The sequence below is a fragment of the Elongatibacter sediminis genome (genome assembly GCF_037892215.1).
GTDB lineage: Bacteria > Pseudomonadota > Gammaproteobacteria > Xanthomonadales > SZUA-36 > Elongatibacter > Elongatibacter sediminis.
In genome coordinates, this window is the sequence record NZ_JAZHOG010000004.1 from 208930 (window position 1) to 230158 (window position 21229).

Sequence of the window (21229 nt, forward strand, 5' to 3'; positions counted from 1 at the left end):
GCAGCCGGTTTAACGCGCAGCGTTAAGAAGGCAAACGAGACACAATAAATGTATTTGCAGTACTTCGGACTCACCGAACCGCCGTTCTCCATTACACCGGATCCGGCGTTCGTCTACCTTAGCGCCGCGCATCGCGATGCGTTGGCGCACCTCCTGTACGGGGTCGGCCAGGGGGCCGCGGGTGGCTTCGTGCAGTTGACGGGTGAGGTCGGTACCGGGAAAACCACGATCTGCCGCTGTGTGCTCGAGCAGGTGCCCGAGAACACCCGCGTGGCTCTGATACTCAATCCCATGGTAACGCCCCGTGAATTGCTTGATGCGATCTGCGATGAACTGGGAGTCTCGGTGGATGGGCCCGGTGACAGTACCAAGGCGCGGGTGGATGCCCTGAATGATTATCTGCTCGAACAACACGCGGCGGGCAACCGGGTGGTGGTGATCATCGATGAAGCGCAGAACCTCAGCCCGGAAGCCCTCGAACAGGTTCGTTTGCTGACCAATCTGGAAACGGCGAAGAACAAGCTGTTGCAGATCGTGTTGCTGGGACAGCCTGAATTGCGGCAACTCCTGCAGCGACGCAATCTGCGACAGCTGGCGCAGCGCATCACCGCGCGTTATCACCTGGCCCCGCTCGGAAGTGCCGAAACGGTGGCCTACGTGCGACATCGAATGCAGGTGGCGGGTGCGCCACGCAACCCGTTCACCCGGGCGGCCCTGCGCGCCTTGCACCGGCGTTCGGGAGGGGTGCCGCGCCTGATCAACATCATCGCCGATCGGGCATTGGCTGCTGCTTACGCGGGGGAACGAACGCGGGTGGGTGCGCGGCTGGTTCAGGCCGCCGCGGACGAGGTTCAGCCGAGTGAAGGTCGGGTCAATCGGCGTCGTTGGCCCATGTGGGTGGCGGCTGGCGCGGTGGTGGCCGGGATTGGAATCCTGTGGGCGGTTTGGGGCCTGCCGGGAATACAGCCATTCGGAGCCGGGCATGGTTCAGTGACGGCTGCCGCGGAAGCACCGCCCGACGAGGCCGGAAGTACGATTGAAGAATCCCCGAATCAGGATCGTATGAGTGCGGTGGGTGCGACCCGATCCGAAGACGGCGCAAGCGATTCCCTGGCGGCAACCGGATTTCGGGCTCCCGGAACTCTCCCGGCCACCGGCATGGATCCGGCCTGGATCGATCGGCAGCACGATCGCGCGTTTGCCGGTCTCGCCGAGTTATGGGGTGGGGCGGGAGGCGCTGAAGCCATCCGCGCGGCCTGTGGCGGGATACAGGGCGCCGGGTACGCCTGCCTGCGCGATTCCGGCAACTGGTCGCGTGTGCTCCATCTCGGATTGCCTGTCATCCTGGTGCTGAACGACCGCGGAGGCCGGCGGGTACTTCTCCGGGGAGTCGCGGCGAATCAGGTCCTGCTCGGCGACGCGTCCGACACTCGCCTGGTGGGGCGGTCGGAGGTCGAAGCCCGGTGGCTGGGGGAATACTTCATTGCATGGCCGCAGGCGCCGGACTGGCCGCTCCAGATTCGTCGGGGGGAAAGCGGGCCGGCGGTGGACATCGTACTGCGCATGGCCGAGCTCGCTGATCCACCCTGGCATGGGAGCGATCACTTCAATGCCGACTTCGAAGCCTGGCTGTTGGCTTTTCAGCGCAACAACGGCTTGACCGCTGACGGTATCATTGGCCCCAAGACACTTCTCTACCTGCTGGCGCCCGGAGTCGAGGAGCCGCGTTTGCTGACTTCGATTGAAAAAGACTTCTGAATATGTCAATCCTGCTTGATGCACTGAAGAAATCCGAATCCTCGCGTCGGCTTGGTGCCACCCCGACTCTGCAGAGTCCCGTGGAACCCACCGGAAGCAACCGACAGGACCGACCGAGGTGGCCGCTGGTGGTGATGACGGCGGTTGCCTGCATCGTCATGGCCTGGCTGGGATGGGAACAGTATCGCCCCGACGAATCGGGCGCCCCGGAGACCCGGCCAACCGCCGCCACCGAGCCTGCCGGCCGCGCGGCGGAAGAGGGCGCGGCCGCGAGTCATGTCGGGGAGCGCGACGAACAGCTTCCACTGGACGCTGCGGCCGCAACGCCCCGGCCGCTGGTGTCTTCCGGGGCACGGCGGTCCCGGTCGAGCGAGGACATCGCTGAAAAGCGTCGCCTGCTGGGTAAGTCTTTCCAGGCGTATTCCGCGCCCGCGGACGGGACCACGGACGCCGCGACCGATGAAGCCGCACGGTCAGCGCCCGAGGCGGCCAGCGATGTTGCCGGGCCGGTGGCGGAAGCGGCGGCCGAGCCGGAAGGAGACACCGGCATGACCGTGGCGGCGCTGGCCGCTGATTCCCGGGATGCTTTGACCGAAGCCGGCTCCGTCCAGGTGCCTCGGGAGGAAACCATCAGTTACTGGCAGATTCCGGGATCGACGCGTTCGGGGATGCCGGAAATGCGGATTCGGGTTCTGGTTTACGCGGATCAGCCGGAAGACCGGTTTTTGCTGATCAATGACAAACGCCTTCGGGAAGGCGATGAACTGGAGCCGGGATTGCGCCTGGAAGAAATCAGAAGGGATCGGGCCATTTTCACCTACCGGGACTACCGGTTTCATCTAAAGAGCTGAGCGGGGCCGGATTTGCGACCGGGAATCGTTACTCAATGGACCGACGTTCGTCCGATCAGTCCGTATGCGACCGTGACGATATCCGTGCTTTGCCTTGCCCTGCTCGGATTGTATTTCGGGGTGGATCCGCGGGTTCAGCAGGCCATGATCGACCTCGGCGGCATGAAGCCCAGTCAGGTGGAAGTGGTGTTCGAACGCCCGTTTCATGCCTGGCTGCATTACCCGGCGGTTACCCTTCTGAGTTCGGTTTTTCTGCATGCCAGTGGTGTGCATCTGGCCGGAAATCTCGCTTATCTCTGGGTATTCGGTCTGCCGGTCGAACAGCGTATCGGCACCTTCGCCATGATTGTGCTGTTTCTGGCCGGCGGAACCCTGGCCAACATCATTGTCGCGCTGCAGTTGGGAAGCCTGGAGACGCCGATCATCGGCGCGAGCGGTGCCGTATCGGCTGTGGTGGGTGCGTACCTCGGTTTGTTTCCGTCCCGCCGTATCGGGATGTTCCTGCCTCTGGGCCTTTATCTTCAGTTCGCGCAGGTTCCCTCGATTCTGGTCATCGGTTCCTGGTTCACACTCCAGTTGCTTTACACCGTTTTCGGCCCCATAAATGCAGCAGTGGCCTGGTGGACACACCTGGCCGGTTTCGCGCTGGGGCTCAGTATCGCGTTGATATACCGGGCCATCGTGCAATTCCGGGGCTGAACCTGGACGAACCGAAAGGATGGATCGGATGTCGGCAGATGCACTCTACAAAGTCGTTTTCATCAATCATGGCAAGGTGTACGAGTTGTACAGCCGCAGTGTCAGCAGCAGCGGGCTGTGGGGATTCATCGAAGTTTCGGAGCTCGTGTTCGAAACCGGTGAGGGACTCGTGGTGGATCCGACCGAAGAAAAAATGCGCCAGGAGTTCGCGGGAGCGAGAGTGTTGCACCTGCCGATTCAAAGTGTTCTGCGGGTCGAGGAAGTCGACAAGCGGGGCAAGTGCCTGATCCGGGACCGCGAGTCGGGCGAGAAAGTCACGCCGTTTCCGTTGTCACCGCCTTCGCGTTCCCAATCCTGACGGCGCTCACGCTGGGTGGCGCCCGGGAGTCATCGGCTTCGTTCCAGGCTGCCTTCCACCGACTGACGGGTTTCCTGCCCGCACAGCACCTCCACGATTTCCAGAGCGAAGTCCATCACGGTTCCCGCGGAGCGGGAGGTGATCACCGTGCCGTCGCGGGTAACGGCATTGCCCGTGATGGCTTCATGCCCCTCTGATTGCAGAACACCGGGATAGGCCGTTGCTTTCTTTCCCTGCAGGATACCGTTGCGTGCCAGCACCTTGGGTGCCGCGCAGACCGCGCCCACGAAGTGCCCACCCTCGTGCATCCGGTTCAGAACCGCGCCGATTCTCGGATCCTCCGCGAGATGGTCCGATCCGGGCAGTCCGCCTGGCAAGGCCACCATGTCGTAGTCGGCGTCCAGCGCCTCGTCCAGGGTGGTATCCGGAAGCAGGCGTACGCCGCGGCTGGCGGTGACCGGTCCTGCTTCCAGTCCGGCGACGACGACCTCGATATCGGCGCGCCGCAGCAAATCGATGATGGTCACCGCTTCAAGCTCTTCGCAGCCGGGAGCGAGTGGCACCAGTACACGTTTCTTCATCAGTGACTCCTTGGAATATTACTTTTGCGCGGGCGGTGCTCCGAGCGCGGCGCTGGAGAGGATCCGGGCGCCACGCAGCACGTTGATGGCCTGGAACAACGGGTAATCCTCTTGCGGACTCACCGCCTCGGTGTCGAACAGATCTTCCGGCGGGCTGCCGTCGCTGGCCAGGTGCCGTTCCAGGTCGGCTTCGCGCGTGCGTTCGTCGGGGATGTCGGCGACGAACATCTGAGGTGCGGCGACCTGGTCGGGCCGGATACCCTCGGCCTGAATGGAGCGTCCGGACGGGGTGTAGTAGCGTGCGGTTGTGAGCTTCAGACCGGCGCCGTTGCGTAATGAAAGCACCGACTGCACCGAACCTTTGCCAAAGCTTCGTTCGCCAATGATCAATGCCCGGCCATGGTCTTGCAGCGCCCCGGCGAGAACCTCTGAAGCCGAAGCGGAACCGCGGTCCATCAGTATGACGAGCGGAGTGCCGGGCAGCCATTGACCGGGCGTGGCCGCATGGCTGACCTCGTTGGACGGGTCGCGGCCCCGGGTCACGACAATGGTGCCGGAGTCCAGAAATCCATCGGCAATGTCGATCGCCGGCTGCAGAACACCACCGGGATTATTGCGCAGGTCCAGGATCAGCCCCTTGAGGTCGATTCCATCGTTCCGTATGGAATCTATCGAGTTTTTGAGATCCGTGGCGCTGTCGCGGTGGAAAAAGGCCAGGTGAAAATAGCCGAAATGCCCGTCCAGCAGCCTGAAATCCATGGCCGGTACCTTGACGAAGGCACGGCGCAAGTCCAATTCCAGGCGCTCGCCGTCCGGGCGAAGCAGGGTCAGGCGAACCGGGCTGCCCTCGGGTCCGCTGATGGCATCGATGGACTCCTGCAGCGGCCGGCCCCGGATGGGAACGTCATTCACCGCCAGGATGATGTCGCCGGGATTGATGCCGGCGTCATCCGCGGGACTGGGCGAAATCACCTGTTTGACCACGAGTCTGCCGTCTTCGGGGCGCACATCGAAACCCAGGCCAACGTAACGGCCGCGAGACGAGTTTTCCAGGTCCGCGTAGTCGTCCCGGGGAAGATAGGCTGAATGCGGGTCGAGATCCGCCAGCATGCCCTCGATGGCGGACCGGAGCAGGGTCCGGTCGTCCACCGGTTCCACGTAATTGCGTCGAACCTGATTGAAGACGTCGGTAAACGTTCGCAGTTCGTCCAGGGTCAGTTGGGCGGCGCCGGAGGCGTCAGCGGGGGCGGTATTTTCGCCGGCATCCGTGTCCGATGCCAGAACCGGGGCAAATCCGCAACATGCCGCGAAGACGACATACAGCAGAACGACAAATCGATAGGGGTGATGCATGGTTCTCCCGGCCTCGGATTTCGAGGCCAAAGTCAACGATCCAGCCAGGCGGCAGGGTCGACGGCCTTGCCGTCCCGGCGCAATTCAAAGTACAGCCCGGGGTCACCACCGGGCCCGGTGCCCACGGTTGCGATCGCTTCACCGGGTTCAACCCAGTCGCCGACATCCCGCAGCAAGCTCTCATTGTAGCCGTAAAGGCTCAAGAATCCCTTTCCGTGGTCGATGATCAGCATCAATCCGTAACCCCGAAACCAGTCCGCGAATGCGACTCGTCCATGGGCAATGGCGCCGACTTCTGTGCCCGGGGTCGCGCCCAGGAGCCATCCCTGCCAGCGCAATCCCGCAGCTCGCGGTTGGCCAAACGCATGGCGAACGGGTGCCGACAGGGGCATCGCGAGTTTCCCCTTGCGCGCTTTCAGGTCGACCTCCTGGCCCAGATTCGCCGGAATATCGGCCAGCGCGTCCCCCAGACGTTCGATCAATCGTTCGAGGTCGGCCCGGTCACGTTCCAGTTCGGCCAGGCGTTTTTCGCCGCCACCGATCTGGCGCTCCAGTTCCTCGATCAGGTTTTCTCGTTCTTCGCGCTGGGCTTGCAGGGCTTCACGAGCCACGGTCTCTTCATGCTGCAATCGCTCGATGCCTTGCAGCGCGATTTCAATGTCGCTGTACAACCGGTCCAGTTCCCGCAGTGTGCTGCGCAAACTCGCAATTCGGTCGGCCTGCGCGCGACTGATGTAATCGTGGTAGGCCAGCAGACGCGCCACCCGCAGCGGATCATCCTGGTTGAGGACCAGCTTGATGCGTGATTGTCGGGCGAGCCGATACGTCAGCGCCAGCAGCCGGGAAAGGTCGTCTTCGCCCGCCAGGATGCGCGTGTGTTCGCGGTCGCGTTCCTCTTCCAGCTCAGCGAGATGCTGACGGTGCTCATCGACTTCGTGATCCAGCCGCTTCAGGGTACGCGTGTTTTCCTGGATTCTGAGATCGAGCTGACGCAGCGCGCTCTGCTCTGACTGCTGCGCGGTCCGGGATCGGCTCAAATCCTCCTGCAGGGAGCGGATGTCCTGTTGCAGTGCCTCCAGCCGTTGCTCCGCCTCTGCCTGCGATTCCTGCTGCGCCGGCAGTGCGAAAGGCAACGCGACCAGAAACAGGCAGCGAAGCCAGAACCGGGCAACGTGAATTCCGACGGGTGCCGGTGTGCACACCCCGATATCCCCGGGTCAGGCGCCCGCCGGCGCGATCAGGGGCTGGCCCGTCATCTCCGCGGGAATGTCGATACCCAGCAGGTACAACAGGGTGGGAGCGATGTCGCGCAGCGAACCGCTGGCGGCCATCCTGGCGTCACGGCCGTGATAGAGCAGGGGGACCGGTTGGGTGGTGTGCGCGGTATGGGCCTGACCGGTTTCGGGGTCGATCATCTGTTCCACGTTTCCGTGGTCCGCGGTCACCAGCAGTTCACCCCCGGCCGCATCGATGGCCTCAATGGTGCGTGCCAGCACCCGGTCGACGGCCTCCACGGCCTGGATCGCGGCCTCCAGCTTGCCGCTGTGCCCGACCATGTCGGGATTGGCGACATTGCAGATGATCACATCGAACCGGTTCGAAGCGATCGCGTCCACCAGGCGTTCGGTCAGCTCGACTGAACTCATTTCCGGTTGCAGATCGTAGGTCGCGACGCGGGGTGAGGGAATGAGCACCCGTTCTTCCAGAGGGAAGGGGTCTTCGCGGCCACCATTGAGAAAAAACGTGACGTGGGCATATTTTTCGGTCTCCGCCAGGCGCAGTTGGTGCAGTCCGTGGCGGGCCAGAACTTCGCCCAGCAGATTGGGCAGCGTTTCCGCGGGAAAAGCGACTTCTGCGGGCAGTCCGTTCAGGTACTCCGTCATGCAGACGAAGGCGGATAATTCCCGCGGTTCGCGTGCAAAACCATCGAACGCCGGATCGACGAAGGCCTGCGACAGTTCGCGGGCACGATCCGCCCTGAAATTCACGAAAATCACGCTGTCTCCGGGGCGCACGCCAGGCGGAGTGCCGATGACCGTGGGCTGTACGAACTCGTCGTTTTCTTCGCGCTCGTAGGCGGCCTCCAGAGCGGCCACCGCCGATTCCGCGGAATGCTCGGCCCGTCCGTCCGCAATGGCATGCCAGGCCCGTTCCACGCGGTCCCAGCGCTGATCGCGGTCCATCGCGTAGTAGCGCCCGATGACGGAATCGATCGAAACCGACTCGAGCCGGTCCGCTTCCTCCTGCATGGCTTCGAGCGAGGCTCGTGCACTGCGCGGCGGGGTGTCGCGCCCATCTAGGAAGGCGTGCACCGCGACGCGGGGCGCCCCGCGTTGAGCGGCCAGGCGGACGGTTTCGATGAAGTGGGATTCATGGCTGTGAACACCGCCCGGGGACAGCAGGCCCATGACGTGGACCGTCGCGTGGCGGGAACGGGCAGCGTCGATGGCGCGGCACAGGGCCGCATTGCTTTGGAAACTGCCATCTTCAATGGCCCGGGAAATGCGTGTGAAGTCCTGATACACGATGCGTCCGGCACCGATATTCATGTGTCCGACTTCGGAATTGCCCATTTGCCCGTCGGGCAGCCCGACCGCGGCGCCGGATGTCTCGAGCAGGGCGTGGGGGTCGTTGGACCACAGGGTATCCCAGCAGGGCGTTTTCGCCAGCGCGATGGCATTGTTTTCGGATTCAACACGATGGCCCCAGCCATCCAGGATCATCAACACCAGGGGTTTTGTTCGCGGCTGCATTTTCTCTCCGTCTCAGGCCGGCTCTTGTAATCGCGGCGGTTTGACTCCACTTACCCGATCAGCCGGGTGGTTCGCGGCGACTGCGGCGGCGGATGCCGCCGAAGGCCGCAATTATTCCACATGGCGGGCAGTCCCGCATTGGCCCGGGCGCAATGGGCGGATCGGGGAATTTACAGTCGGCAGTGCCGCCGCGGAGTTCCGTTATTCATGGATCAATTGATCGAATTCATCACGAATCATGCCTTGTTGGCCGGCGGATTCGTCGCCGTGTTGTTACTGCTGGTCTGGACCGAGTTCGCACGCCGCCTGTCCGGCACCAAAGAACTGACGCCGGCTCAGGCCGTTGCGTGGATCAACGACCCCGATTCGGCGGTCATCGATGTATCTCCGGCCGCCGACTTCAACAAGGGACACATCATTGGGGCGAAGAATCTGCCTCTGACCCGCATCACCCAGGCGGATGCCGAAGTCCGGAAGCTGGCGGAAAAGAAGTTGCTCGTGGTCTGTAAAGCCGGTCAGACTGCCGGCCAGGCGGCATCCGGTTTCGGCAAGCTGGGTGCCAGGAACATAGCCATCCTCAAGGGCGGAATGGCCCGATGGCTGGCCGACCAGTACCCGGTCACCCGCAAGTGAAGACGGCCTGATAGCCGGCCCGGCCTGCCGTTTCCCGGCAGGTTCTCCGGCAGCGCCCGGCATGATCGGGCGGCAGGCCGTGTGCTGGCGAAGCCCGTGTACAGATGGGATAATCCCCGACCTTGCCGCTGCCCCGGTGCGCGGCCCAATTTCATCACAGAGTGAATCAACATGGCAGAAGAGCAAACAGAAGCCCCGGCGATGTCGCCGGAAGACATGGCAGCGGCGCAGTTCCAGATCCAGAAACTCTATTGCAAGGACGTTTCCTTCGAATTGCCCAATGCGCCCGAAATTTTCCAGGAGCAGGGGCAGGCCGATGTGAAGATGAGCCTGGCTCAGCGGGTCGACGATATTGGTGACAACCTGCACGAAATCGTGCTTACCGTGACCGTGACTGCGTCGATGGGTGAGAAGACCGCCTATCTCGCCGAAGTCGCACAGGCCGGCATCTTCCTGATTTCCGGATTCAACGACCAGACCAAACACGCGGTGATGAACACCATGTGCCCGAACGCGCTGTTTCCTTATGCCCGCCGGGCCATTTCGGCACTGGTTGGCGAGGGGGGGTTCCCGCCACTGACCCTGCAGCCCGTTAATTTCGAGCAGTTGTACGCGCAGCGCATGCAGGAACTGGCCGGCCAGCAAGGTGCGGGCGGCAACGGCCAGGATGACGCTGGCGGCGTTCCCGCGGAGTTCACCACCGAGAACTGATACCGCCGACGTGGGCACACCCTCCGATTCCACCATGCGGCCAGCCGGGCGCGTGGCGGTGCTCGGCGCGGGCTCCTGGGGTTCGGCTCTGGCCATGCAATTGGCGCGCAACGCTACGGATTGCGTGCTGTGGGCGCGGAGCCGGGAGCAGGTCGACGCGATGCGTTCGTCGGCTACCAACGAGCGTTTTCTGCCCGGAATCCGGTTTCCCTCCGGGGTCGAATTCACCGACGACCTCGGCGCGGCGGTGACCGCTTCGGATCAGGTTCTGCTCGCCATCCCCAGTGATGCATTCGATGCGTTACTGGCGCAAATCCGGCCTTTTCTCGAGAATCGCGGGCTCAGCTGGGCCTGCAAGGGCTTGCAGCCGGGCACGGGTCGTTTTCTGCACCAGGCCGCCCAGGACCTGCTGGGAGAGTCCCGCCCGCTTGCGGTGGTGACAGGGCCGTCATTCGCGGTTGAAGTCGCTCGCGGTCAACCGACCGCCGTCACGGTGGCCGGGACGGACCCGGAACACGTCCAGGTGGTGGCGGGTGCGCTCCACGGTGGGTACTTTCGCGCGTACATGAGTGACGACATCGTCGGCGCCGAGCTCGGCGGTGCGGTCAAGAACGTGTTGGCCGTCGCCACCGGTATCTCCGACGGCATGGGTCTGGGCGACAACGCCCGGGCTGCACTCGTCACTCGCGGTATGGCGGAAATGATGCGCCTCGGTCGGGCAATCGGTGCTCGCGAGCAGACCCTGATTGGCCTGGCCGGCATGGGTGACCTGGTGCTGACATGCACAGGTGATCTGTCGCGCAATCGCCGTCTTGGGCTTGCGCTGGGGAAAGGGCAGAGTGTGGCGGAGGCGGTCGCGGCCATCGGCCAGGTCGTCGAGGGTGTCAACACGTCCAGCGAGGTTTGGCGCATGGCCTGCCAGTACGGCATCGACATGCCCATCTCCGAACAGGTCCACGACATTTTGCATTCGGGCCGGAATCCGGAGGAAAGCCTGCGTGAACTGTTCGCCCGGGAACAGAAGCAGGAAACCATCTGAATCCGGCAGCACGCGAACCCGGTGTTCGCATCAAACGAGCCCCCCGAATGCCTGCTGCCGCAGCGCTTCGTACAAACTCACGGCGACCGTATTGGACAGGTTGAGGCTGCGGCTGCGTGCCTGCATCGGCAGGCGGAGTGTGCGGTCGACACCGATTTCTTCAAGCAGTTCGGTGGGCAGGCCGCGGGATTCGGGACCGAAAACCAATCCGTCATCCGGTCCGAAGACCGCGTCCACGTAGGTCCTGGTGCCACGGGTGGAAAAGGCCCACAGCGGTAAATCCGCGTAGCGGCGTCTGAACGCCCGCCAGTCGGTGTGCTGTTCGACCCGGGCCCATTCCCGGTAGTCCAGCCCGGCGCGACGCAGGCGGGCGTCATCAAGGGCGAATCCCAGCGGTTCGATCAGGTGGAGCTGGGTTCCGGTATTGGCGCACAAGCGGATGATGTTGCCCGTGTTCGGAGGAATCTCCGGTTCGTGGAGGATGACGTGAAGCAATTCGGTGATTCTCCCTGTTGCCGAAGGCCCACGGAGAGCTTACGGATGGATGCGGAAATTTGCGACGAACCGACAGAGCCAGACAGCTGGCGGTTTGCAGGCGGTCACGGCTCCCGTCGTCGTCGGGCCTTTATTCTATAACATCTTGAATATTTGAGAAAAAACACTTCTGCCGGGCAGGGGAGCAAGGGTGCGGCAAGCATTTGACAGCCCCATTGCGGGAGCGTATCGTCTAATCCCGCCGACACAATATCTTGTGTTGGAATAAGAAGTGGCGCACAATCCATTGTGTTCCATAATCAAATAAAACCAAAGAATTAGACGGAAGAATTGATGAGCAGCGTGCACGTCGAGGCCATTCACACTGATTCAAAAGAGATTCCCCTGCAGGTCGCTTCCCAGGATATCTGGGATAAAAAGTACCGGCTCAAGTCCAAGACCGGAGAGGTCATCGATGAGACCATCGACGATACCTTCAAACGGGTCGCCCGGGCGCTGGCCGATGTGGAGTCAACGGAAGAAAAGCGGGAATTGTGGTATGACCGGTTTCTCCGCGCGCTAAGGCGCGGAGCCATCCCGGCCGGCAGGATAACGTCCAATGCCGGCGCGCAGGAGCACAAACCGGCCACATCCACGATCAACTGCACCGTATCGGGCACCATCAAGGATTCCATGAACGGTATCCTCGAGAAAGTCCATGAGGCGGGGCTGACACTCAAGGCTGGCTGCGGTATCGGCTACGAGTTCTCGACCCTGCGACCCAAGGGTGCCTACGTGTCCGGTGCCGGAGCGTACACATCAGGGCCGCTGAGCTTCATGGACATCTACGACAAGATGTGCTTTACGGTCTCGTCCGCCGGCGGCCGGCGCGGTGCCCAGATGGCGACTTTCGAAATCGGCCATCCGGATGTCATGGAGTTCATCCGCGCCAAGCGCGAAGACGGCCGGCTGCGCCAATTCAATTGCTCGCTGCTGATCACCGATGAATTCGTGCACGCGGTCGAGGCCAATGATCCCTGGCCCCTGAGTTTCCCGATCAACGAGCAGGAAGCGGAAGGCCTGGACCTGGAAGACAGTGCCGATATCCTGTGGCGTGAATGGCCCGTTACCGAAGGATACGTGACGCGCGACGACGGTCTGGTCGCGTGCCGGATTTACAAAGCCATTCCGGCGCGCCGCCTGTGGGACATGATCATGTCCTCGACCTATGACTTCGCCGAACCCGGGTTCATTCTCATCGATCGCATCAACGAGATGAACAACAACTGGTTCTGCGAGAACATTCGGGCCACCAACCCCTGTGGCGAGCAGCCTCTGCCGCCATATGGCGCCTGTCTGCTCGGCTCGGTGAACCTGACGCGCTTCGTGGACAAGCCCTTCACGCCGGAAGTGAGTTTCAACTGGGACGAGTATCGCGAGGTTGTGCGCATCTTCACCCGCATGCTCGACAACGTGGTTGAAATCAACGGGCTGCCGTTGCAGCGGCAGCGGGATGAAATCGTGCGCAAGCGCCGGCACGGCATGGGCTTTCTGGGCCTGGGTTCGACTCTTGCCCTGATGGGCATGCGCTACGGCTCGGCCGAGTCGCTGGAATTCACCGAGGCCGTGGCGCGCGAAATGGCCCTGGCCGGGTGGGAGCAGGCCCTGGAGTTGAGCCGGGAGAAAGGGCCCGCCCCTGTCATGGACGAAATGTTCACGGTCACCGGGGATATGCTGCGGCGCCGGCCGGAAATGCAGGACGATGGCTTCCGCGTCGGTGATCGGGTACCCGGGCGCGTGCTGCATGCACGCTACAGTCGCTACATGCAGCGCGTCGCGAGCGAAGCTCCGGAACTGGTCAAAGCGCTCGAGGAAGAGGGGGCCCGTTTCACGCACCACAGCTCCATCGCGCCCACCGGCACGATTTCGCTGTCGTTGGGCAACAATGTTTCCAACGGCATCGAGCCGAGTTTTGCGCACCATTACAGCCGTAACGTGATTCGTGAAGGGCGCAAGACCAAGGAAAAAGTGGAAGTATTCAGCTACGAGCTTCTGGCCTATCGTCATCTCGTCAATGCCGACGCAATGCCGTTTTCGACCGATGAGAATGGCCTGCCGGAACATTTTGTGACTGCCGAGGAAGTGAAGCCGTCGGAACATGTCGACATTCAGGCCGCCGCGCAGAAATGGATTGACTCCTCGATCAGCAAGACGGCCAATGTTCCCACCGATTTTGCCTACGAGGACTTCAAGGACATCTACCTGTACGCACACCATCAGGACCTGAAGGGTTGTACCACGTTCCGTTTCAACCCGGAGGCGTTCCAGGGTGTGTTGGTGAAGGAACAGGATCTGGCGAGCACGACATACCGTTTTGTGCTGGACGATGGGCAGACCATCGAAGTCAAGGGCAACGAGGAAGTCGAATACGACGGCGAAATGCATACGGCAGCCAATTTGTTCGACGCCCTCAAGGAAGGGTACTACGGCAAGTTCTGAAGCCGTAAAAGGACATCGGAGGTGTACTGAAGTACATGGACGTACACCTTTATATAGCCATAAGAAAAGAGCAGGGATCCAGTGGCGGCAAGGGATGTATTGGGAACCGCCAACCAGAAGGGAGGTGTATCTGTACAGGGACGTACACCTCTTTTTGATGGTGATTGAAGACACTTCGATGCCGTCGTGGCTGGAACCCGGCGCGCAGAATTGCAGATACGGGGAGCACGGGCCTGAATCCCGCTACACGGACGTAGCGGCAGAAGGGTCGCTCCAGAGCACCATGGTATGGGTGTCCGCAGTCGGGCGCCGCGTAAAGAATCGGTACGCCACGAAGCGGCGGGCCGGCTGAAGGAAACAAGACGTCATGAGCATCAAAATCGACAATAAGATCGTCGGCTACGAAGTCGTCCGTCCGGACGCTGAAGCCCCACCCGCGAAGTCGGATGACGGGGGCGGTCAGCGCCAGTCTGCCAAGATCATCAGGATGACCGAGCAGGTTGCGCGGCCGGAAGGCATGGAAGCGCTGGAGGGAGCGACCTACAAGATCAAGACACCGCTCGACGATCACGCCATGTATGTCACCATCAACGACATCATCCTCAATCCCGGAACCGAACATGAGCAGCGACGGCCCTTCGAGATTTTCATCAACTCGAAGAACATGGACCATTTCCAATGGATTGTCGCCTTGACCCGGCTGATGTCGGCGGTGTTTCGCAAAGGCGGCGACGTGACCTTCCTGGCCGAAGAACTGCAGGCCGTTTTCGACCCCAAAGGCGGTTATTTCAAGCCTGGCGGAAAGTTCATGCCCTCCATCATCGCCGAAATTGGGGCGGTGATCGAGAACCACCTGCAAAAGATCGGCCTGATGGAAAAGGAAGAGCTGTCGGAACAGCAACAGCTGCATCTTCGACAGAAGCGAGCCGAAGCCGAGGCCGCTCACTTCGAGGCAACCGCACATGCGCCCAGCGGCGAGTCGCCTGAATCCAACGGTGACTATCCGGCCTCGGCCACCCTTTGCAACAAGTGCAATACCAAAGCGGTGATCATCATGGACAATTGCGAAACCTGCCTGTCCTGCGGTTATTCCAAGTGCGGCTGAGCCTCTGAGGTCTGCTTCCCGGCTGCTGCCGGGCTTCAAATTCCGCGTGTGATGTGCCAGATTGGTGCGTGATGAATGCGCACCCGCTGGTTCATTTGATCTGGCTGCTACCCCTGGCGGCTCTCGTGATCTATGTCGGGTCTCCGCGCATGACGGGTACCATTGCGCTCGCGCGGGTGCGACGTCTGCTGCGCTCAGCACTGGATCCGCGAAAATTCACGGTACTCGATGATCTCGACCTTCCGGCCGGAGGCGGCACGATGCACGCGGATGTGGTCGTGGTTTCGCGTTGTGGCATCTTCGTAATCGACACGATGCACCGGTCCGGGAAAATCAGTGGAACGCGGGTGCAGGCGCGGTGGGCGGAGCGGCGCTGGTGGCGAACCCTGCGTTTTGACAATCCCGTGCACGCCAATGCTTTGCGGATCGAGGCGCTGGCCGGATTGCTGAACTTGCCGATCTCCCGATTCCACGGGTACGTTGCGGTTAGCGGTCCTGCACGCCTGCAAGACAGCTTGCCCGACAATCTTGTCACGGTTCCGCAGTTGCTCGCACGGATTCGTTCGGAAAACCGGATGCTGCTCGAGGCCGATGAAGCGGATCGGGCGTTACGCGTCCTGATGGATTCCGCGCTGGAGCGACCCTGGAATCCGCGCCGCCGGTGGTACTGGGCACGGCTGGCCCTGCTGGTGTTGTTTCTGACGGCTGCTGGTCTGACCTACCACGAAGAGATAACCGGTCTGGCTGCGAAGCTGCAACACCAGGCGGATTGGCGCATGGCGCCGGAGAACTATCATCCCGACGGCAGCGCGAAGAGCGATATCGAACGATGGGAAGACCGACTGGTGTGCAGCTATTCTGCCGATACGGGACGGTGCGCCTGTTACGAGCCGGCCGGAGGGCGTGCGGAGATTTCACCGGAGCGTTGCCGGGAACTGGCGGAACGTGGGTCGGTGCTCAAGCGGTGAGAGGTTCCCAGATGGAATTCCAGGCGGAGGGCGGCTTGTGCAACTCACGACGGAACTGATCCGAAAGACGCGGGATGGCGAGTCCGTGAATGCAGAAGAACTGACGGCCTTCGTCCAGGGAATCACCAACGCGACGGTAACGGATGCCCAGATCGCGGCGTTTGCGATGGCAGTCTGGTTTCGTGGCATGACCGTGCCCGAGCAAAGCGCGCTGACACTGGCGATGCGGGACAGCGGCCGGGTGCTCGAATGGTCCGGTCTCAACGGGCCGGTCGTAGACAAGCACAGCACCGGTGGCGTCGGCGATTTCGTCAGCCTCGTACTCGGTCCGCTGGTGGCATCTGCCGGGGGCTACGTGCCGATGATCTCGGGCCGGGGTCTGGGTCACACCGGTGGCACGCTCGACAAGCTGGAGAGCATACCCGGATTCGTCACCCGAATGGCGCCGGACCGGTTCCAGTCGCTGGTTCGCAGGACCGGGGTCGCGATAATTGGTCAGACGGAAGACCTGGCGCCGGCGGATCGCCGCATCTACGCCGTCCGCGACGTGACCGCCACGGTCGCCTCGATGCCGCTGATCGTTTCGTCCATATTGTCCAAGAAATTGGCTGAAGGCCTGGACGGGCTGGTCATGGACGTCAAATTGGGCAACGGCGCCTTCATGCGCGACGTGTCCGAAGCGCGTGCCCTGGCCGAAGATTTGTGCCGCGTGGCCCAGGAGTCCGGTGTGCGCTGTAACGCCGTGCTGACCGAAATGGGGCAGCCCATTGCCCGGACGGCCGGAAACGCGCTCGAAGTAGCCGAAGCGGCCGACTTTCTGGCCGGTCGGCAGCAGCATCCCCGCATGCGTGAAATTGTCATCGAACTCGCCGCTGAACTGCTGGTGCTCGGAGGGCTGGAAAGTGATCTCGGTCGCGCGTCCGGGCGGGCAGGGCGGCGTTTAGACGATGGCAGTGCGGCCGAGCGCTTTGAAGCCATGGTGGCACGTCAGGGCGGTCCGCCGGATTTTGTCGAGCAGGCGCGGAACCACTTGCCGAAAGCGCCGGTGACCGGGCCGGTAACGGCCGGTCGTACGGCCTGTCTGGCCGAATGGGACATGCGGGCACTGGGTCTCGCGGTTATTGCTCTGGGGGGTGGTCGGCGGCGAGCCGAGGATGAAATTGATCCGTCGGTGGGTCTGGCCGGGTTGATTTCACCGGGCGTGGATCTGAGCCCCGACTCGCCCCTGTGCCATGTACATGCCGCCAGTGAAGACGCTTTTGAGCAGGCGGTGCTGCAGGTGCGCGAAGCGGTTCGCTGGTCGGAAGCAGCGTTGCCTCAAACGAAAACCTCCGCAATACGTGCCAGAATAGCGGGTGCTGACGTGAAGGCGGAGTGAACAGCATGGACATAGACCTCGCGGGACTGCGGGCGCAGGCTGAAGCCGCTCGTGAAGCCGCATGGGCGCCGTACAGCGGGTTCAAGGTGGGTGCCGCCATCCTGGACGGAGCGGGCGGCGTGCACGTGGGGTGCAACGTCGAGAATGCGTCCTTCGGGCTGACCTCATGCGCGGAACGAAACGCACTTGCCGCAGCAGTCGTTTCGGGTGCGGAAATTCTGCTGGCCCTGGTCATATACAGTCCCGGCGACGTGCCCTGGTCACCCTGCGGCGCCTGCCGGCAATGCATCAATGAGTTGATGCCGGCCGACGCGGAGGTGCACTCCTGTTGCAGTGCCGGGGCGGTCCGGTCGTGGCGGGTTGACGAACTGCTGCCCGACACATTCTCGATTCACCATCGATAATCGGCGGCCCGGCTGTCTGATGTGCGACCGGAGTCCTGCCGGATTTTCCGACGGAAGGATTGTTCCGGTCTGGTAACCTGAATTTGCAAATTCTTCACATTCTCTCCATTCTGACACCATCATTGTGAATCACGGTGGGTATGCAGCGACGGCGCGCCGAGCGTCATAAGCCGCAATTCGGGAGCTGGCGCAGGAGGGAAAGATCCATGCGAAATCAAGCTGTTACCCGCTCGGCCGTCCTTTTGGCGGCGACTCTCATTGCTTCGGTTGCGCAAGCGCAGCCCCGGATCGACCCGGGCCGGGACCGTGTGCCGCCGACACTGCCTTCGCCGGCCGGCGAATTACAGCTGGAGGGTCTGACGCTTGTGACGCGTACCGCCTGGAATACGGCTGCGGTGCGGCGGGTATTGCAGTCGTTCGCATTCGGCGGCATGGCGGATGAAGCCCATATATTGGCCTGGTCGAACATGCCGCCCGAACAGGCGATCGTGCAGATGCTCGACTTCGAGGCGGTCAACGCCCGACTCTCCCCACCCGACGGTGGAACAGCCGCCGAAATTGGCTGCACGTCGCTCACCGATTTGCAGAATTTTTGGAGTTCCGACGCGCCCGATAACCCGGTACGTGAGTCTGACCGGCCTTATCACGTCATGCTTTACGACAATGACAGCTTTGTCACACCGGTCGGACTGATCCTGACCTGGGGACGCGCCATGCATACCCGGGGTTGTAACCCTTTCCTACACCGAATGGCGTTTTATCTGACGAACTATCATGCGTCGATCCACATTCAGAATGCGGGGGTCGCTCTGATTCGGGACTACTACGACGACATGGTCAGTGCGCTGGTCTCGGGCGCTGACTTCGTCGGCTTGATGTATCACGCGGCGCGGAACGGCGCATTGGCATTTGCGTACGGACACGCCCTCAATTACGTGCATCCTCAAACCGGGGCCTTTGTCGGGAATGATGACTTCGCACGTGAGTACTTCCAACTGCTGTTCTCCATTCAAGGCACATCCGAAGACCCGGATTATCACGAAAACGTTTCGATTGAGAACAATGCGCGATTACTTACCGGCATGATGCTCGATCAGGTTCCGGACCGCTTTGGGTCGACGAATCCGGGTGACTGGTTCGTGTCCGGTATCGATTTTACCGATCACCAGGATGCTGCGGGACGCCGGATATACAACCGGACGGCGCATTACGAATTCCGCATGGGTGACGAGAGTTGCCTGGAGATTCTGCATCAGAGGGTTTGCGGCGCGACCGCCGATGCAAAGTTGCTTGCACTGGGGCCGGTCGCGGCCGCGCACCCCGAAAGTATGGCGAACACGCCGCTCAAGCTGATTCGCTTCTTTGCCGATGCGGTAATCGACGAAACGGAGGCCGCGGCGTTGCGGACAGCGTGGGTGGATGCCGAATGGGACCTGCTGCGGTTCCTTCGGGCCTACGCGATATCGACCCTGTTTCATGATCCGGGGCGGGTGCAATACTGGTCTGCGTTCGAACGGAATCTCATCGTTCACAACGCCAACACACTGGACAACGAGGAGTCTTTTGCGCGGGCGTTCTACGCGGGGCCAACCATCCGGATGATCGAGCAGGGGGCGCTGGTGTTCGCCCCGATTCGCGATGTGTTCGGAGGGCAGACCGGTACCGATGCAGCCAACGATCGTTTCGTCTTCAAGAATGCCTGGACCGCCAATGTGAATACGCCCGGCGTACTGGCGCAGGTCCAGGAAGAGTACCGCGACGGGTCGGGTGAAGCTGAGCGCTGGCAGAAGCGTTGGGATGAAGTCGTCCCGCCCGACCCCGACGGGGTTCATCGGGTGGGGTCCGTGGCCGACTGGCTGTGGAACCGGTTTATCGCCGATGGTGGGCAAAATTTCGATGTGGTTGCCAAGGCCCAGACCTACAGCCTGCTGGCCACGGGTTTTGACTTCGGCGCCCTGGTCGATCCGGAGCGCCTGGACGCCCGTTACACGTCGGACGACTTGTCGGATGGGGAACTGCGGGCAACGGTGGAATCGCTGGCCGGACTGAGCCTCGACCTGTCCGATCTCAGGGTTCAGTACCAGATCGGCATGGCGGTGAATTTCATCACAATGCTGCCTTATGCGTTCGCGGCTGAAGGGGGTTCGCCATGAATCGCCAATGCCAACCCGCGTCACCTCAGGTGGATGTGTCTCGCCGCAGATTTTTACGGACGGCACTCTACGCCGGTCTGGCATCGGGTATGGGCGCGACCGTTCCCCTGCGTGCCTGGAGCCAGGATTGCGCGATCGCCGAAATGCCGCGAACCCTGGTGAACGTCATGTTGCAGGGCGGGGCGGATCTTCGATTTTTGTTCATGCCGGCGCCGGGACATCCGGACCCGGTATATACCGGCCTGATCTGGCAGGCGCGCCGGGTACTTTACGACAGTGAGTATCCTGACTATGAAACCCTGTTTGAAAATGAGTACCTGCCAGCCCAGGACAACCGCACCGGCCTGCAGTTCGGCATTCATCGTGACGCCGAATGGCTGTGGCGGCAGTTTGGCGAAGGCCGGGTCGCCGTGGTCTGCAACGCGTATTGTTCGCGAAACCGGCGGCACGATCAGTCCATTCTCAACGCCGACGCCGGAGAACCCGAACTCGAAGTCTTGAACTTCGATCGCAACGGATGGGGTGGGCGCCTGGTGGAATATCTGGGGCCTCACGTCAACTCCGTGGAACTGGGAGATTCGGTGTCCACCTTCAATAAGGGCTCGGTTCCCGGCGCACGACTCGACCAGGTGGTCCATGCCGAAGACATGCGTGACATGGCGCTGGCGGCAGGGTCGGTGGAAAACCCGGCCAGCGCCCGCAGCGTACTGGCCCGAGCCTTGTCCTCCTGGTATGACGTCAGGAGCCAGGAAACCCGTAGCGAACAGCCCGCCGATTGGCCCTGGCACGCGTTCTATCGACACTACGAATCGTTGAGAGACTTCGGTGGAAGGGTGGAGGAACGACTGTCACAGTGTCAGCCCCTCGCGGAATCCCTGCAGTCAATGCAACTGGCCTCGTCCGGATTCGCTCAACAATGCAGGAATCTGTACGACCTGTGCCAGGTGCCGGATGTGCTCCAGGTAGGCGCGGTGTCGATGAATTACGGCGGCTGGGATACCCATGATGGTGAGGCCGGAGAAATCCGACGCAACCTCTCCGATCTTTTCGCGTCTTCGGGTGGTCTGGCCACGACGACCGCGGCCATCGAGGAGCTTCCCTACCGGGATGTCTCACCTGCCAGTCAACTCGTGTTTTATTTCGCCAGCGACTTCGGTCGACAATTGGTGGCCAACGGGACGGCGGGTACTGATCACGGTCGGGGCACCTACAGCGTGCTGATAGGGCAGCAGGTGCGCGGCGGAGTCTACGGCGAGATGTTTCCGCAGCGTGAAGCCGCTCCCGACGCGGACGGTCGTATTCCCTTGCAAACCCCGGGTGCCGACATCGAGGGCCAGACGTCTACCGACCGTCTGCTCGCGACGGCGGCGGATTGGGTATCGCCCGGTGCCGGGGCGGTGGTTTTTCCGGCAGCGTCCGGCTCAGGTCTCGAGCCAGGGGTGGATGTGGGCACGTTGCTCGCCGATGCGTGAATTGCACACCGGTCTGCCGTCGGCGAGTGCCGGAAATGCC

General features: G+C 62.1%; 19 protein-coding genes. 14 read left to right on the forward strand and 5 right to left on the reverse strand.

Annotated features, from left to right (window positions below; genetic code table 11):
• Positions 1-48: 48 nt before the first annotated feature.
• The 4 genes from V3330_RS07775 to V3330_RS07790 all read left to right on the forward strand — a co-directional run bounded on the left by V3330_RS07775 (position 49) and on the right by V3330_RS07790 (position 3666).
• Positions 49-1758: an AAA family ATPase gene (locus V3330_RS07775; RefSeq protein ID WP_354694836.1), complete on the forward strand. Its 1710-nt coding sequence runs from the start codon at positions 49-51 to the stop codon at positions 1756-1758.
• 134 nt (positions 1759-1892) lie between these two features.
• A complete protein-coding gene (locus tag V3330_RS07780; RefSeq protein WP_354694980.1) occupies positions 1893-2609 on the forward strand; it encodes a general secretion pathway protein GspB in 717 nt (238 codons plus the stop codon).
• A 72-nt stretch (positions 2610-2681) separates the two neighbouring features.
• The gene (locus tag V3330_RS07785; RefSeq protein ID WP_354694837.1) at positions 2682-3308 is read left to right on the forward strand and encodes a rhomboid family intramembrane serine protease; all 627 of its coding nucleotides are present in this window, start codon (positions 2682-2684) and stop codon (positions 3306-3308) included.
• A gap of 28 nt (positions 3309-3336) precedes the next feature.
• Positions 3337-3666: a DUF1820 family protein gene (locus V3330_RS07790; RefSeq protein WP_354694838.1), complete on the forward strand. Its 330-nt coding sequence runs from the start codon at positions 3337-3339 to the stop codon at positions 3664-3666.
• 29 nt (positions 3667-3695) lie between these two features.
• On the opposite strand, the gene V3330_RS07795 is transcribed toward V3330_RS07790, so the two are convergent.
• Genes V3330_RS07795 through gpmI form a run of 4 tightly spaced genes read right to left on the reverse strand, consistent with a single transcriptional unit; the run spans position 3696 to position 8353 of the window.
• Complete coding sequence (locus V3330_RS07795; protein WP_354694839.1) at positions 3696-4247, reverse strand: DJ-1 family glyoxalase III; 552 nt, start codon at positions 4245-4247, stop codon at positions 3696-3698.
• A gap of 18 nt (positions 4248-4265) precedes the next feature.
• Positions 4266-5600 (reverse strand): S41 family peptidase, encoded by a 1335-nt coding sequence (locus V3330_RS07800; RefSeq protein ID WP_354694840.1) that lies wholly within the window; start codon positions 5598-5600, stop codon positions 4266-4268.
• A gap of 32 nt (positions 5601-5632) precedes the next feature.
• Positions 5633-6802 carry a murein hydrolase activator EnvC family protein gene (locus V3330_RS07805; protein WP_354694841.1) on the reverse strand — a complete coding sequence of 390 codons (1170 nt, stop codon included), beginning with the start codon at positions 6800-6802 and terminating at the stop codon, positions 5633-5635.
• A gap of 15 nt (positions 6803-6817) precedes the next feature.
• Positions 6818-8353, reverse strand: a complete 1536-nt coding sequence (gene gpmI / locus V3330_RS07810; RefSeq protein WP_354694842.1) for a 2,3-bisphosphoglycerate-independent phosphoglycerate mutase — start codon at positions 8351-8353, stop codon at positions 6818-6820.
• A 207-nt stretch (positions 8354-8560) separates the two neighbouring features.
• Between gpmI and V3330_RS07815 the strand changes: the two genes are divergently transcribed.
• The 3 genes from V3330_RS07815 to V3330_RS07825 all read left to right on the forward strand — a co-directional run bounded on the left by V3330_RS07815 (position 8561) and on the right by V3330_RS07825 (position 10736).
• Entirely contained in the window at positions 8561-8986 is a 426-nt protein-coding gene (locus V3330_RS07815) for a rhodanese-like domain-containing protein (RefSeq protein WP_354694843.1), read from the forward strand.
• A 171-nt stretch (positions 8987-9157) separates the two neighbouring features.
• Positions 9158-9697, forward strand: a complete 540-nt coding sequence (secB, locus tag V3330_RS07820; protein ID WP_354694844.1) for a protein-export chaperone SecB — start codon at positions 9158-9160, stop codon at positions 9695-9697.
• A gap of 10 nt (positions 9698-9707) precedes the next feature.
• Positions 9708-10736 (forward strand): NAD(P)H-dependent glycerol-3-phosphate dehydrogenase, encoded by a 1029-nt coding sequence (locus V3330_RS07825; RefSeq protein ID WP_354694845.1) that lies wholly within the window; start codon positions 9708-9710, stop codon positions 10734-10736.
• A gap of 30 nt (positions 10737-10766) precedes the next feature.
• Here V3330_RS07825 and V3330_RS07830 read toward each other — a convergent pair whose 3' ends face one another.
• Positions 10767-11231 carry a tRNA (cytidine(34)-2'-O)-methyltransferase gene (locus V3330_RS07830; RefSeq protein ID WP_354694846.1) on the reverse strand — a complete coding sequence of 155 codons (465 nt, stop codon included), beginning with the start codon at positions 11229-11231 and terminating at the stop codon, positions 10767-10769.
• 333 nt (positions 11232-11564) lie between these two features.
• On the opposite strand from V3330_RS07830, the gene V3330_RS07835 reads away from it, so the two are divergent.
• The 7 genes from V3330_RS07835 to V3330_RS07865 all read left to right on the forward strand — a co-directional run bounded on the left by V3330_RS07835 (position 11565) and on the right by V3330_RS07865 (position 21189).
• Positions 11565-13709 (forward strand): adenosylcobalamin-dependent ribonucleoside-diphosphate reductase, encoded by a 2145-nt coding sequence (locus tag V3330_RS07835; protein WP_354694847.1) that lies wholly within the window; start codon positions 11565-11567, stop codon positions 13707-13709.
• A gap of 367 nt (positions 13710-14076) precedes the next feature.
• Complete coding sequence (locus V3330_RS07840) at positions 14077-14814, forward strand: TSCPD domain-containing protein (RefSeq protein WP_354694848.1); 738 nt, start codon at positions 14077-14079, stop codon at positions 14812-14814.
• 71 nt (positions 14815-14885) lie between these two features.
• Positions 14886-15782: a nuclease-related domain-containing protein gene (locus V3330_RS07845; protein WP_354694981.1), complete on the forward strand. Its 897-nt coding sequence runs from the start codon at positions 14886-14888 to the stop codon at positions 15780-15782.
• A gap of 37 nt (positions 15783-15819) precedes the next feature.
• Positions 15820-17160, forward strand: a complete 1341-nt coding sequence (deoA, locus tag V3330_RS07850) for a thymidine phosphorylase (protein WP_354694849.1) — start codon at positions 15820-15822, stop codon at positions 17158-17160.
• Between the two features lie 5 nt (positions 17161-17165).
• Positions 17166-17564 (forward strand): cytidine deaminase, encoded by a 399-nt coding sequence (locus V3330_RS07855; RefSeq protein ID WP_354694850.1) that lies wholly within the window; start codon positions 17166-17168, stop codon positions 17562-17564.
• 206 nt (positions 17565-17770) lie between these two features.
• Positions 17771-19717, forward strand: a complete 1947-nt coding sequence (locus V3330_RS07860; RefSeq protein ID WP_354694851.1) for a DUF1800 family protein — start codon at positions 17771-17773, stop codon at positions 19715-19717.
• 89 nt (positions 19718-19806) lie between these two features.
• A complete protein-coding gene (locus tag V3330_RS07865; protein ID WP_354694852.1) occupies positions 19807-21189 on the forward strand; it encodes a DUF1501 domain-containing protein in 1383 nt (460 codons plus the stop codon).
• Positions 21190-21229 lie beyond the last annotated feature (40 nt).